The 14,239-nt window shown below is 71.9% G+C and carries 11 protein-coding genes; 9 read left to right on the top strand and 2 right to left on the bottom strand.

Features of this window, described 5'->3' with window-relative positions; genetic code table 11:
* Window positions 1-5 precede the first annotated feature (5 nt).
* The 9 genes from HNR22_RS06475 (at window position 6) to HNR22_RS06435 (ending at window position 11,276) form a co-directional block, all read left to right on the top strand.
* Window positions 6-884: a branched-chain amino acid ABC transporter permease gene (locus tag HNR22_RS06475; protein ID WP_179779543.1), complete on the top strand. Its 879-nt coding sequence runs from the start codon at window positions 6-8 to the stop codon at window positions 882-884.
* Complete coding sequence (locus tag HNR22_RS06470) at window positions 881-1,981, top strand: ABC transporter permease subunit (RefSeq protein WP_179779542.1); 1,101 nt, start codon at window positions 881-883, stop codon at window positions 1,979-1,981. Before HNR22_RS06475 ends, HNR22_RS06470 begins: the two co-directional genes overlap by 4 nt.
* Window positions 1,982-2,063: 82 nt before the next feature.
* Window positions 2,064-3,350 carry an ABC transporter substrate-binding protein gene (locus HNR22_RS06465; RefSeq protein ID WP_179779541.1) on the top strand — a complete coding sequence of 429 codons (1,287 nt, stop codon included), beginning with the start codon at window positions 2,064-2,066 and terminating at the stop codon, window positions 3,348-3,350.
* Between the two features lie 145 nt (window positions 3,351-3,495).
* A complete protein-coding gene (locus HNR22_RS06460; RefSeq protein ID WP_179779540.1) occupies window positions 3,496-4,263 on the top strand; it encodes a glucose 1-dehydrogenase in 768 nt (255 codons plus the stop codon).
* A 94-nt stretch (window positions 4,264-4,357) separates the two neighbouring features.
* On the top strand, window positions 4,358-4,969 hold the full coding sequence (locus HNR22_RS06455) for a TetR/AcrR family transcriptional regulator (protein ID WP_179783435.1): 612 nt from the start codon (window positions 4,358-4,360) through the stop codon (window positions 4,967-4,969).
* 63 nt (window positions 4,970-5,032) lie between these two features.
* Entirely contained in the window at window positions 5,033-7,855 is a 2,823-nt protein-coding gene (locus tag HNR22_RS06450) for an AAA family ATPase (RefSeq protein ID WP_179779539.1), read from the top strand.
* 46 nt (window positions 7,856-7,901) lie between these two features.
* The gene (locus tag HNR22_RS06445) at window positions 7,902-9,050 is read left to right on the top strand and encodes an acyl-CoA dehydrogenase family protein (RefSeq protein WP_179779538.1); all 1,149 of its coding nucleotides are present in this window, start codon (window positions 7,902-7,904) and stop codon (window positions 9,048-9,050) included.
* 17 nt (window positions 9,051-9,067) lie between these two features.
* The gene (locus tag HNR22_RS06440; RefSeq protein ID WP_179779537.1) at window positions 9,068-9,532 is read left to right on the top strand and encodes a MaoC family dehydratase; all 465 of its coding nucleotides are present in this window, start codon (window positions 9,068-9,070) and stop codon (window positions 9,530-9,532) included.
* A 376-nt stretch (window positions 9,533-9,908) separates the two neighbouring features.
* Window positions 9,909-11,276 carry a glycoside hydrolase family 10 protein gene (locus tag HNR22_RS06435; RefSeq protein ID WP_179779536.1) on the top strand — a complete coding sequence of 456 codons (1,368 nt, stop codon included), beginning with the start codon at window positions 9,909-9,911 and terminating at the stop codon, window positions 11,274-11,276.
* 228 nt (window positions 11,277-11,504) lie between these two features.
* On the opposite strand, the gene HNR22_RS06430 is transcribed toward HNR22_RS06435, so the two are convergent.
* Both HNR22_RS06430 and HNR22_RS06425 read right to left on the bottom strand, forming a co-directional pair.
* A complete protein-coding gene (locus HNR22_RS06430; protein WP_179779535.1) occupies window positions 11,505-12,644 on the bottom strand; it encodes a cellulose binding domain-containing protein in 1,140 nt (379 codons plus the stop codon).
* A 587-nt stretch (window positions 12,645-13,231) separates the two neighbouring features.
* A complete protein-coding gene (locus tag HNR22_RS06425; protein WP_179779534.1) occupies window positions 13,232-14,221 on the bottom strand; it encodes an acetylxylan esterase in 990 nt (329 codons plus the stop codon).
* Between the last annotated feature and the right edge of the window lie 18 nt (window positions 14,222-14,239).

Raw genomic sequence — 14,239 nt, 5'->3', positions numbered from 1 at the left:
GACTGTTGGACCGCTTCGTCTTCCTCACCATCGACGGCCTGTCCCGAGGCGCGGTGTACGCCGCGTTCGCGCTGGCCCTGGTGCTCATCTGGCGGGCGGCGCGGGTCGTCAACTTCGCCCAGGGCGCGATGGCCGTCGCCGCCGCGTACGTCGCCTACACCGTCTCCGCCGCGACCGGTTCCTACTGGTTGGGCTTCGCGGTCGCGCTCGTCGCCGGCCTGTTGCTCGGTGCGCTGGTGGACCGCGTCGTGATGCGGCACGTCGACCACGCCTCACACCTCAACCCCGTGATCGTCGCGCTCGGTCTGGTGCTGTTGATCCAGGCAGTGCTGGGCATGGTGTACGGCAACGAGTTCCGCCCCGCCGAGGCGCCGTTCAGTCGGTCCGCTCTCACCGTGGGTGGGGTGGCCGTGCTGTCGCCGTACGACCTGTTCGTCTTCGCCACGATCGGGGTGGTGGTCAGCGGGCTGGCCTGGATGTTCGCCCGTACCCCGGTGGGGTTGCGGATGCGCGCGGCGGCCTTCGCCCCCGAGGTGTCCCGGCTGCTCGGGGTCAACGTCGGTGGCATGTTGACCCTCGGGTGGGCGCTCGCCTCCGGGGTGGGCGCGCTGGCCGCCATGCTGGTCATCCCGACCGAGCTGGGCCTGCACCCGCACGCGATGGATCTGGTGTTCGTCTCCGCGTTCACCGCGGCGGTGGTCGGTGGGCTGGACAGCCCACCGGGGGCGGTGGTCGGTGGCCTGGTGGTGGGTCTGTTGCTCTCCTACGTGAGCGGTTACGCCGGCAGTGACCTCACGCCGCTCGCGGTGCTGGTCCTGCTGCTGGCGGTGCTGCTGGTCCGGCCCGGTGGGTTGTTCGCCCCGGTCGCGGCGAGGCGAGTGTGAGCGCCACGACGGCGGCCGTGCCGCCGAAGCAACGGCCGGACGACCCCGCTGACCGCCCCGTCGACCGTCGACGTGGCTCGACCCTGCTGCGCCACCTCGCGATCGTGCTCGTCGTCGGGCTCCTGCTGGTCGGGGTCAGCTACGCCGTCGAGCCGTTCCGCAACTTCCAGCTCGCCACAGTGGCGGCCTACCTGTGCGCGACCGCCGGGCTGACCGTCCTCACCGGCCTCAACGGTCAACTGTCGCTCGGGCACGGCGCGTTGATGGCCACCGGGGCGTACACCGTGGCCCTGTGCCAGAACGCGTTCTCCGACCGGGGGATGACCAGCGGCTGGCTGTTGCCGCTCTCGCTGGTCGCGGCGATCGTCAGCACTGTCGCGGTCGGCGCGGTCGTCGGCGTGGCGGCGGCCCGGCTGCGTGGTCCCTACCTGGCCGGGGTCACCCTGGCGGTGGCCGTCGTCGTGCCGGCGTTGGCCGTCACCTTCGACGGCGTCTTCAACGGCGAGCAGGGGCTGTCGGTGCCGGTGGAGCCGCCGCCGATGTCGCTCGGCCCGTACTTCCCCTACGAGCGGTGGCAGCTCTGGCTCACCGGCGCGGCAACCCTGCTCGCCCTGCTGCTGCTGGCCAACCTCATCCGCAGCCGGTACGGGCGCACCTTCCGGGCGGTCCGGGACGACGAGGTGGCGGCCCGCCTCGCCGGCATCCACGTGGCCCGCACCCAGGTCCTCGCATTCGTGGTCAGTGCCGCCACCGCCGGGCTCGGCGGGGCGTTGCTGGCGGTGCTCGCGCAGAGCGTCTCGCCCGGGGCGTTCTCGTTGACCCTGTCGCTGTTCCTGCTGATGGCCGTGGTGATCGGCGGTCTCGGCCGGCTCACCGGCGCGCTCTGGGGGGCCGTCCTGCTGGTCGCCCTGCCCGACCTCACCCACTCCGCGACCGAGATGCTCACGCTCTCGCCCGCGGTGGCGCAGCGGCTGGAGGGAAACCTGCCGCTGGCGATCTTCGGCCTCACCCTGATCGTCGTCATGATCGCCGCACCCGGTGGCATCCACGGGCTGCTGTCCCGTCTTGGTCGGCGCCTGCGGGCCCGGCGTTCCTGAGCTGCTCCGCGCCCGGCCCCGGCCGGGCGTTCCACCACACACACCGTTCCCCGAACCGGACCGAGAAAGGTCGGTGTTCTCCATGCACCGTTTGGCACAACGTGGTCTCGCGATCGCCAGCACCATCGCCCTGTTGGCCGCCGCCGCTGGTTGCAGCGGCGACGACGGCTCCGGTCCCGGCGCGGCGTCGGTGCCGGGCGTGACCGACACCGAGATCGTCGTCGGCACCCACATGCCGCTCACCGGGCCGGCCTCGGCCGGCTACTCGAAGATCGCTCCGGCGACGAAGGCGTACTTCGACTACGTCAACGCCAACGGCGGTGTGCACGGTCGGAAGATCACCTACAAGGTCATGGACGACGGCTACAACCCGGCGAACACCCAGCAGGTGGTCCGTCAGCTCGTCCTCCAGGACAAGGTCTTCGCGATCCTCAACGGCCTCGGCACACCGACGCACAGTGGCGTGCTCGACTTCCTGAAGACCAACCGGGTCCCGGACCTCTTCGTCGCCTCCGGCAGCCGCAGCTGGGACCAGCCGGACAAGTATCCCGGCACGTTCGGGTTCAACCCGGACTACACGGTGGAGGGCAAGATCCTTGCCACCTACGCGAAGACGAACCTGGCCGGTCAGAAGGTCTGCTTCCTCGGCCAGGACGACGACTTCGGCCGGGACAGCCTGGCCGGCGTGGAGAAGGTGCTCGGTGCGTCGGCCGTGGCGGTCAAGCAGACGTACGTCACCAGCAACACCAACGTGGCGCCGCAGATCGGCGCGTTCAAGGCGGCCGGTTGCCAGGTCGTCGTGCTCGCCACCGTGCCCGGCTTCACCGCGCTCTCCGTCGGCACCGCCGCTCGGCTGGGCTTCAAGCCGCAGTGGCTGGTGTCCAACGTCGGCGCCGACCACCCGACCCTGGCCAAGCAGCTCGGTGCCGCCGCCCCGCTGCTGGAGGGCATGGTCGGCACCAACTACCTGCCGATGCAGAACGACACCGCGAACCCGTGGATCCAGCTCTTCACGAAAATCAACAAGGAGCACAACGGGGACGCGCCGTTCGACGGCAACACCGTCTACGGCATGTCGGTCGGCTACCTCTTCGTGCAGGTGCTGCTCGCCGCCGGCAAGGACGTCACCCGGGAGAAGGTGCTGGACGCCGTGCAGAAGGGCGGCTTCCAGGGCCCCGGGCTGGTGCCGCTGCGATTCTCCGCCAAGGACCACTCCGGCTACGGAGGCCAGCGGCTGAGCCGGGTGACCGGGGGAGTGCAGACCTACTTCGGGCCCGCGTACGAGACCGACGAGGCGGACGGGGCGGTCAACGAGTACACCGCCACCCCGGCCGCGCCGCCGGCGAACGGGGTGCCGACCGTCTCCTGAGAACCCGTACCAGCGACGCCCGACCGGGTGTGGTCTCGCGTGACCACGCCCGGTCGGACGGCTGTGCGCGCTCGGGTCACCGGGTCTCCCGACCGGCTGTCCGGGACGTTGACCGACACCGATCAGTCCTCCTACTATCTGCACCGTGAATGCATATTCGGGTCGGCTCGCGAAACGCGTCGCCATCGTGACCGGCGCCAGCCGCGGCATCGGCCTGGCCATCGCCCAACGCCTCGTCGCCGAAGGCGCCCGGGTCGGGCTGACCGCCCGACATCCCGAGGCGCTCGCCGAGGCGGTCGCCGCCCTGGGCGGGCCGGCGTACGCCGTCGGCGTGCCCGGCCGCTCCGACGACCCCGAGCATCGCGTCCAGGCGGTGCACCAGGTCAGTGAGGCGTTCGGGCCGGTGGACCTGCTGGTCAACAACACCGGCATCAACCCGGTGCACGGTCCGCTGATCGGGCTGGACCTGGCCGCGGCCCGCAAGATCCTGGACGTCAACGTCGTCGCCACACTCGGCTGGGCGCAGGAGGTGTGTGCCGCCGGCATGACCGAGCGCGGCGGCTGCGTGGTCAACGTCTCGTCGATCGCCGGTGTCACGCCGTCGCCCGGCATCGCCTTCTACGGGGTGAGCAAGGCGGCGCTCAACCACCTCACCGCCGGTCTCGCCGTGGAGCTGGGGCCGACGGTCCGGGTCAACGCCGTCGCCCCCGGCGTCGTGAAGACCCGCTTCGCCGCCGCGCTCTACGAGGGTCGCGAGGACGAGGTCGCGGCACGGTACCCGCTGGGCCGCCTCGGCCTGCCGCAGGACGTGGCGGGCGCTGTCGCCTTCCTCGCCTCCGACGACGCCAGCTGGATCACCGGGCAGACCATCGTCTGCGACGGCGGCGTCTCGCTGACCGGTCGAGCCGGATGACAGCCCCGGCGGTCGGCTCGGAACCGCTGATCACCGCCTGTCTAGACTCGGCGGTGCGTCAGGAGGCGCCGTGGCGGTGAGAGGGCGGGGGCGGATGGACGGGGTCGAGGTCGCGAGCCGGGTGGACGGGCGTACCGCCCGGGCCGAGCGCACCCGCGCGGCCATCGTCGAGGCTCATCTCGCGCTCATCGGCGAGGGGGACCTCCGCCCGACCGGGGAGCGCATCGCCGAACGGGCCGGCATCTCGCTGCGGACGCTCTGGACCAATTTCAAGGACATGGAGACGCTCTTCGAGGCGAGCGGCGCGGAGGTGCTCCGCCAGCAGGACGCCGCCTACCGGCCGGTCTCGCCCGGGTTGCCGCTGGCGAAGCGGGTCGACGCGTACTGCCGGCAACGAGCCCGGCTGCTCCAGCTCATCACGCCGTCGGCGCGTGCCGCGCAGATGCGCGAGCCGGTCTCCGACCAACTGCACCGCAACCGCCTCAAGCACATCGACCGGGTCCGCGACGAGGTCGAGGAGCTCTTCGCCGCCGAGTTGGCCCAGGCCGGCCGGGGTCGCGAGCAACTGCTCAACGCCCTGGTCGCGGCGAGCATGTGGCCGGCCTGGTCGATGCTGCGCTACGGCCTCGGGTTGGGCGTGGACCAGGCCCGCGCGGTGATGACCCGGACGGTGGGGGCCCTGTTGGCGGAGGTCTCGGCCGACTGACTCCGGTCCGGCCCGAATCGCCCCCTCTTTCCATTCGGTTTCCGATGAGTGACACTGACATGCATGGTTACTGCATCGAGAGTGCAACTAACCGTGCTGCGTGGCCGGGACGACGAGCGCCGGTCGGTCCGGAGCCTCCTCGACGGCATGCCCCACGGCGGCGGTGCCCTGCTGCTGCACGGTGAGCCCGGATCGGGTCGGACGGCGCTGGTCGGCTACGCCCACCGGCACGCCGAGGGCTGCACCGTTCTCGCCGGGAGCGGGCTCGCCGAGGAAGCCACCCTGCCCTATGCCGGCCTGCAACGTCTGGTCGACCCGGTGCTCGACCGGGCCACCGTCCTGCCGGACGAGCAGCGCCTGTTGCTGCGGCGGGCGCTGGGCGGCGAGAGCTGCCCGTCTGACCGCCGGCTGACGCTGTCGATGGCGGTGCTCGGGTTGCTCACCGCCGCCGTGGGCGACCGTCCGCTGCTCGCCACGATGGACGACGTCGACCGAGGTGACCCGCAGACCGCCCAGGTGCTGGCCTTCGTGGCCCGCAGGCTGCGGCACCTGCCGATTGCCATCCTGCTCACCGCGGACGTGACCGCCACTGTCGACGGGATACCGGCACACCGACTTCGCGCCCTGACCGAGCACGAGAGCGCTGCCGTCCTCACCGACCGGCTCCGATCGTTGATCGAGCGGGGCAGCGGCGACCGGCTTCCCGAGCGGCCTGCCGAGTCGGTCCTGACCGCGCTGGCCGCGATCGGCGGCGGGAACCCGCAGGCCCTGGTGGATCTCGCCGACGTGCTCACCCCGGGCCAGTGGCGGGGGGAGGAGTCGCTACCCGCCGCGCCACCGGCGGACGGTGCTCTGGGCCGGGCGTACCGGGCCCGGCTGGACCGGCTGCCACCGGATACCCGCCGGATGCTGCTGCTCGCGGCGCTCGACGAGGACGGCGAGCCGGGCACCCTGATCCGGGCTGCGGCAGCCGCCGGGTCCGAGATCGAGGCGCTCGCCCCGGCGGAGGTCGCCGGCCTGGTCCGCGTCGAGCCGCGAGGCGTCACCTTTGCTCAGCCCCTGGTGCGCACGATGATCGCGGCCAGCGCCCCACTCGCGGAGCGGCGCGCGGCGCACCGACTGCTCGCCGCTGTGCTGGTGGCCGACGGGCAGCGGCTGCGCCGGGCGATGCACCTCGCCGCCGCGGCGGCGGGCACCGATCCCGCCCTCGCCGACGAGCTGGAAGCGGCGGCAGCCGGCGGCGCTGACGGTTGGGCCACCGCGTCGGCGGCGCTGCGCTGGGCCGCCGATCTCAGCGACCAACCGACCCAGTCGGCCGCCCGCCTGCTGACCGCCGCCCACTACGCCTGGACCGGGGGCCAGCCCGACGTGGCCCGGCTCCTGCTCGACCGTCTCCGCGCCGTCTACCGGGACCCGGCCATCCGGAGCCACGCCGACCTGCTGCGCGGTGAGTTGGAGCTGCGGTGCGGCACCGCCGCACGGGCGTCGGCCAGATTGCTGGCCTCGGCCGAAGCGGTCGCCGGCACCGACCGCGCGCTGGCGATGTCCGGGCTGGTGCGGGCCGGCGAGGCCGTCTGCTTCGCCGGTGACCAGTACCGGTACGCCGAGGTCGGCCGCCGGGCGTCGGCGTTGCGGCGGCCGAACGATCCTCCATCCATGGAGCTGATGGGCAGTCTGGTCGGCGGGGTGGCGGCCACCCTGCGGGGCGACCACGAGCGGGCCGGCCCCGCGCTGCGTCGCGCCGTCGTGCTGGGTGGCCGACTGACCGGGTCGGCGTTGACCCCCACCGCGCTGAGCTGTGCCGCGGCTGCCGGCCTGGTGGTCGCCGTGGACGGCGCGGCACACCGGCTCGCCGATCGCGCCGTCGCGCTGGCCCGGGAGCGGGGTGAGCTGTCCATGCTGTCCCGGGCGCTGGAGTTGCGGGCGGTCGCCGAGTACTGGCTGGGCCGGCACGAGGCGGCGGCGGAAACCTCCCGCGACGGGCTGCGGGTCGCCCGGGCCACCGGTCAGGCCAACTGCGCCAACGTCCACCTCGGCATGCTCGCCGTGCTCGCCGCCGTGCGGGCCGACCGGGACACCAGCCTGCGGCGCATCCGCGAGATGGGCGAGACGCCGACGCCGGGCAGCCGTCCGCACGCGTTCGCCGGGTGGGCCCTCGCGGTGCTCGACCTGGTCGACGGCCGGCACGCCGAGGCCGCGAACCGGCTGGCGTCACTGGCCCGGCTGGGCACCGGGCGCGGTCAGGTTCTCGTGCAGGTGATGGCCACCCCCTACCTGGTGGAGGCGGCGGCCCACCTGCCCTGCCGACCTGCGGCGACGGCTGCGCTCGCCGTGTTCGACAGGTGGGCCAGCAGCACCGCGAGCCCGTTGCGCCGGGCCCTGTCCGCCCGGTGCCACGCGTTGCTCGCGCCGCGCGGCGGCCCCGAGGCCGAGCAGGAGTTCCAGACGGCGCTGCGGCTGCACCCGACGGAGGCCGGCACGTTCGAACGGGCCCGCACCGAGCTGCTCTTCGGTCAGGAACTGCGCCGCAGCCGGCGCCCGCGCGACGCGCGTACGCACCTGCACCAGGCCCGTGAGATGTTCACGCTGCTCGGGGTGAGTTGCTGGGCCGAGCAGGCGACCACCGAGCTGCGGGCGGCCGGGGAGTCGGTCGGTCCGCCGGACCTGCCGGCGGCGCGGCTGCTGACCGGCCAGCAACTGAAGATCGCCGAGCTGGTCGCGGAGGGGGCGACCAACCGTGAGATCGCGGCCCGGATGTTCCTCTCCACCCGTACGGTCGACCATCACCTGCGCAACGTCTTCCACCGGCTGGGCATCCGCTCGCGTACCGAGCTGGCGCGGGCGTTCGCCACCGAGCGGCAGGTCGGGCTGGCCTCGGATCGGTGATCGTCCGGTCTGGACGCGGTAAACTATCACCGCTAGTTTAAGCGTCATGGAGCTCACTCTCTCCGCCGAGCAGGCGGCGGTGCGCCAACTGGCCGCCGAGTTCGCCGACCGGGAGCTGTTGCCGCACGCGGCCGCCTGGGATCGACGTGAGTCGGTCGACCCCGCCATCGTCGGCAAGCTCGGTGACCTGGGCTTCCTGGGGCTGACCATCGCCGAGGCCGACGGCGGCTCCGGTGGCGACCACCTCGCGTACTGCCTGGTCCTGGAGGAGCTCGGCCGGGGCGACTCGGCGGTGCGCGGCATCGTCTCGGTCTCCCTCGGCCTGGTCGCGAAGTCCATTGCCGCCCACGGGTCGGCCGAGCAGCGGGCCGAGTGGCTGCCCCGACTCTGCGCCGGCACCGCCCTCGGCTGTTTCGCACTGACCGAGCCGGACAGCGGCTCGGACGCCGCGGCGCTGCGCACCCGCGCGGTCCGCGACGGCGACGACTGGCTGCTCACCGGAACGAAGACGTTCATCACCAACGGCACCACCGCCGACGTCGCGCTGGTCTTCGCCCGGACCGGCGGCCCCGGGCACCGGGGCATCACCGCGTTCCTGGTGCCCACCGACAGCCCGGGGCTGACCCGACGCGAGATCCACGGCAAGCTGGGCCTGCGGGGCCAGGCCACCGGCGAGTTGGGCTTCGATGAGGTACGCGTGCCCGACGCGGCCCGCCTCGGCCCCGAGGGCGGCGGGTTTCGGCTGGCCCTGGCCACCCTCGCCAAGGGGCGGATGTCGGTGGCCGCCGGGTGCGTCGGCATCGCCCAGGGCTGCCTCGACGCGGCGGTCGGCTACGCCGGGCAGCGGACCCAGTTCGGCAAGCCGATCGCCGGGCACCAGCTCGTCCAGCAGCTCCTCGCCGCCATCGCGGTGGACACCGCCGCCGCCCGGCTGCTGGTGTGGCAGGTGGCCGACCTGATCGACCGCGACCAGCCGTTCGCCACCGAGGCGTCGATGGCCAAGCTCTTCGCCAGCGAGGCCGCCGTCCGCGCGGCCAACAACGCGGTCCAGGTGTTCGGCGGGTACGGCTACATCGACGAGTACCCGGTCGGCAAGTACCTGCGCGACGCCCGGGTCGCCACCCTCTACGAGGGCACCAGCCAGATCCAGCAACTCCTCATCGGACGCGCGCTCACCGGCGTCAACGCCTTCTAGCTCCAAGGAGATCCGGCATGAGAGTCTTCAGCTCGTTCGAGGAGCTGACCGCCGCTGTCGGCGAGACCATCGGGCCCGGCCCGTGGCAGCGCATCGAGCAGAGCCGCGTCGACCTCTTCGCCGACGCCACCGACGACCACCAGTGGATCCACCTCGACCCGGAGCGGGCCGCGGCGGGGCCGTTCGGCGGCACGATCGCCCACGGCTACCTGACCCTGTCGCTGCTGCCGGCCCTGGCTGGCCGGCTCTACCGGGTCGAGGGGGTGGCCATGGGGGTCAACTACGGGCTGAACAAGGTGCGTTTTCCCGCGCCGGTCCGGGTCGGCGCCGCCGTGCGCGCCACCGTCGTCATCGCCGAGGTGTCGCCGGTCAGCGGCGGTGTGCAGCTGGTCGCGACGGTCACCGTGGAGAGCGACAGCGGCGGCAAGCCCGTCTGCGTGGCCGAGACCGTGAGCAGGCTCTACCCCGCCGGTGCTCGGTGATCATCTAGCGGGAACGTCGCTCTGCCCGTACGGGCGGGTGGCTGTTGCGGAAGAAGTTCCGGAACTTGCGGCGGCGCGTTCCCCTTGCCTCCTCCCGGTTCGATGCACACGACCTCACCTTCCTGCGGCACGGGGTGCCACCTGGGCAGCGGTCTCTTGGCGTGATGACCGGGGCGGTCCACGTCTCGTTAAACTTCCGGAAATTCTTGCTCGTCGATGAGTGGCGCTGACATACTCCTCATCCACCGGAGTCGATGACCGAGGGGTTGGCGCCTCTCCCCGGACGCCTTTTCCGTGCGCGGTCCCGGCCCGGCACCCACCACCGCCGGAGCGGTACGTCAGTTGCCCCGCCCCGGGCCCCACGGAAGGAAGAGACATGACCGAAAGGTGCCAGGGGGACACCCGTCCACGGACGGGCCCCCGAGCGCGTACGGCGATCGTTCTCGCCGCCGCGGCTCTGCTCGCCGCCACGAGCGCCGCGTTCCTGCCCGGCACGGCGAGCGCCGGGACGACCCTTGGCGCTTCTGCCGCGGAGAAGGGCCGGTATTTCGGTACGGCGGTGGCGGCGAGCAGGTTGTCCGACGGCAACTACACGACGATCCTCAACCGTGAGTTCAATTCGGTGACGCCCGAGAACGAGATGAAGATCGACGCGACGGAGCCGCAGCAGGGTCGGTTCAGTTACGGCGCCGCGGAGCAGATCGTGAACCACGCACGGAGTCGGGGGATGAGCGTGCGGGGTCACACGCTGGCGTGGCACTCGCAGCAGCCGTCGTGGATGGAGAGCATGAGTGGTAGCGCGCTGCGGTCGGCGATGCTCAACCACGTGACGCAGGTGGCCACGCATTTCCGTGGTCAGGTCGTGGCGTGGGACGTCGTGAACGAGGCGTTCGAGGACGGCAGCTCCGGTGCGCGTCGTAACTCGAACCTTCAGCGCACGGGCAACGACTGGATCGAGGCGGCGTTCCGGGCCGCGCGTGCGGCTGATCCGGGTGCGAAGCTCTGTTACAACGACTACAACACCGACAACTGGACGCACGCCAAGACGCAGGCTGTGTACAACATGGTCCGCGACTTCAAGTCTCGTGGTGTGCCGATCGACTGCGTCGGTTTCCAGTCGCACTTCAACAACGACTCGCCGTACGTGAGCAACTACCGCACCACGTTGTCGAGCTTCGCGGCGCTGGGTGTGGACGTGCAGGTCACCGAGCTGGACATCCAGGGCGCGCCGGCGGCCACCTACCGCAGCGTGGTGGAGGACTGCCTGGCCGTGGCCCGCTGCAACGGCGTCACGGTGTGGGGTATCCGCGACAGTGACTCGTGGCGGGCGTCGCAGACGCCGTTGCTGTTCAACAGCAGCGGTCAGAAGAAGGCGGCGTACGACGCAGTGCTGGCGGCGTTGAACAACGGCACGACGCCGACCGACCCGCCCACCACCCCGCCCACCACCCCACCGACGACCCCGCCCGGCGGCAGTTGCACCGCTACCCTGCAGGACAGCACTCGATGGGGCGACCGGTTCAACAGCCAGGTGACCGTCAGCGGGGCGAGCAACTGGACCGTCGTGGTCGCCGTCACCCCGCCGCAGAAGGTCTCCAACACCTGGAACGGCAGCCCGACCTGGGACAGCAGCGGGAACGTCATGACCATGCGGTCGAACGGCAGCGGCAACGTCTTCGGCTTCACCACCATGGCCAACGGCACCTGGACCCGTCCAGTGGTGCGCTCCTGCACCGCCTCCTGAACACCACCACCACCACCCGCTGATGGGGCGGCGACGGATCCCGTCGCCGCCCCGTCATCTGTGTACTCGTGGACAGCGGTGACATCCAGGTCCAGAAGCCCGCGGGCACGGCGACGTGGACGAGGGGGTCGGCCTCGGGACGAGGAGCGCCCGCCAGTGGTCGGCGATGGCGGGCGCTCGCCGTCGCGGTGCCGAGCTTCTGCTGCCCGGCACCGCGGACGGGTGGTGTCAGACGGTCGTGCAGGCCATGCCGTTGAGGGTGAACGCGGACGGTCGGCCGGCGTTGCCCGTGTGGGTTGCCTGGAAGCCGACGTCGACCGAGGTGTTCGGCGCGATCGTCGCGTTGTAGGAGACGTTGCGGGCGGTGACCGCTCCGCTGGACGGGGCGAAGCTGGCGTTCCAACCGCTGGTGATGCTCTGCCCGCCCGGGAGCGTGAACGCCAGGGCCCAGCCGTTGACCGTTGTGCTGCTCGTGTTGGTCACCGAGATGGACGCGGTGAGACCGCTGTTCCACGCGTTGACCGTGTAGGCGACACGGCAGCCGTCCGACGCGGGCGGCGTGGTCGGTGGGGTGGTGGTCGGAGGCGTGGTGGTCGGAGGTGTGTCGCCCCCGATGCTGCCGGGCACGCTCCGCAGCGCGTCGTACCAGGCCGCGGCCATCTTGCGGTAGCCCGTGGCGTTGGGGTGCACGCCGTCGGCCAGGTCGCCGAGCGTCAGGGCGCGGTACATGTCGACCAGGTGGACGCGTTTCCCGGCGGCGGCCCGGGTCTGCACGATCCCGGGAATCGCGGCGTTGTACGCCCGGACCTGATTGTCCGCGCCGGACTTCGGGACGATCGTCGCGACGAACACGTCCGCGTTCGGTGCGTTGTTGGTGATCTTGTCGACCAGTGCGGCAAGCCGACCCGGGGCGCCCGACGTGTCGCCGTACATGTCGTTGGTGCCGATGTGCAGCAGCACGGTCCGGGGATTCGTGGCCCGCAACCAGGTGACGACGTTGGCGTCGATCTGCGCGATCGTCCAGCCGGAATGGCCCTGGTGGTCGTGGTCGCCGAGGCTGGCGGGACCGTTGAACTGGGAGCCGACGAAGTCGACGCGGTACCCGCCGGTCGCGAACCGTTGCCAGAGCTCGATCCGGTAACCGCCGGGAACGTTGAACCCGTCGGTGATCGAGTCGCCGAGGGGCATCACGCGTACGCCGCCGTTGGATTCCGCGCTCGCTGGTGTGGTCGCGATCGGCACGGCGGCGACCATGGCGGCGACGGCGGCCAGGACGGCCCACCACCGGCGAACCGATCGGGGTCGCGACGTCGTCGTGCTGGCGGCGGGTGGGGGAGGGACGGGACGGTCGAGGGTCGAACTGCTCATGGGGCTTCTCCTGGTGGGGGTACGCGGCGGCGGCCACCGAGAGACGGTTTTTGCCACGACGCGGTACGCGGAGGTGGGGGTGCGCACAACGACCAGGAACCGGACGTCTTCACTGGCGGTCGTGGCGGTGAACCTGGCACCGGCCGTCGAGGATCTGGCGCGACGGACCGATGGGCCGTGGGCGGAAGTGTGCCCTGCACCCCGCCTGACGCACCATAGCGTGTTATCGCTAACATCGGCAATGCATCAACGAACGACTATGAATCATCGGTGGCCGCTCAGGCCGGGGGTTGTGCACCGCTGAGGTGGTCTCCTGGACGTTCCCGCGCCGGCTGCCGTGGTCGCGCCGCTTCACGCCATGATCGACTCGGTTTCCCAGGAAGGCGCGGAGTCCGGACCGGTGCGACACCCCGGTTTCCTGAAAGCCGTGTCGATCATGGCGGGGCACCGACGTCGATCATGGAGGGGTACCGGCGTCGGCCATGGTGGGACGCCGAGTCGATCCTTGCGGCCCCGCCATGTGCCCGAGGCCGACGCCGCCGACGGGTGAAGAGAACAGCGGTCCCGGGGCGGAGTCCTGCCACGTGTCAGGGTTGGAGCACCGAGTCGAGCCAGCGCAGCTGCCGCCGGACGTGGACGGCCTCACCGCCCTCGTGACCGTTGAACGGGTAGACGTGCATCTCCCGCTCCGGCCGGACCGGCCTCCCGTTGCCGGCGCCGTAATGGTTGTAGGCGGCGAAGGCTGTGCGCGGCGGGCAGACGGTGTCGCGTCGGCCCACCCCGAAGTGCGCGGGCGCCGTAGCGCGCCGAGCGAAGTTCACACCGTCGACGTAGGACAGGGTGCGCCACACGGACTCCTCGGCCTCCCGCTGCACGGCCAGGTAACGCGCGATCTCGCCGTACGGCGCGGGTTCGCTGAGCTGGACGGCCCGTCGCATGTCGCAGAGGAACGGCGCGGTGGTCAGCACCGCGCTCAGGTCGGCGACGAGACCGGCCACCGCCAGGGCCAGACCGCCGCCCTGGCTGTTGCCGACCACGGTGACCCGGTCGACGTCGACCCCCGGCAGAGCGCGGACCGCCTCGACCGCTCGGACCGCGTCGGTGATCAGACGGCGGTAGTGGTAGTCACGCGGGTCGTGGATGCCCCAGGTGACCGGCGAGGGTCCGCCCGGCGCGCCGTGCGGGTCGGGGGTGTCCCCGGCACCGTACTGACCCGCCTGACCCCGGTTGTCCATCAGCAGGTGCGCGTAGCCGGCCACCGGCCAGGTCAGCCGCTCGTGTGGCAGGCCACGGCCGCGGCCGTACCCGGCGTACTCGACCACGGCGGGCAGCGGCTCGGGTCGACCGGCCGGGCGGGTGTACCAGGCCCGGACGGGGTCACCGCCGAAGCCCGCGAACGTGACGTCCCACGAGTCGAGCAGTCGCAGGTCGGTGGGCTCCGGACGGACGTCGACGAGCACCGGTCGGGCCGCCGCCTCGGCGAGCGTGTCCCGCCAGAACCTGTCGAAGTCGTCGGGCTCGGCGACCTCGGGGACGTACCGCTGGAGTTCGTCGGGGATGAAGGCGGAGTCAGACACGGGTCCTCGCAGGGGGCC

The sequence above is a fragment of the Micromonospora jinlongensis genome (genome assembly GCF_013410645.1).
GTDB lineage: Bacteria > Actinomycetota > Actinomycetes > Mycobacteriales > Micromonosporaceae > Micromonospora > Micromonospora zamorensis.
The sequence above is the reverse complement of the archived record's forward strand: the minus strand, read 5'-3'. Positions and strand labels throughout refer to the sequence as shown.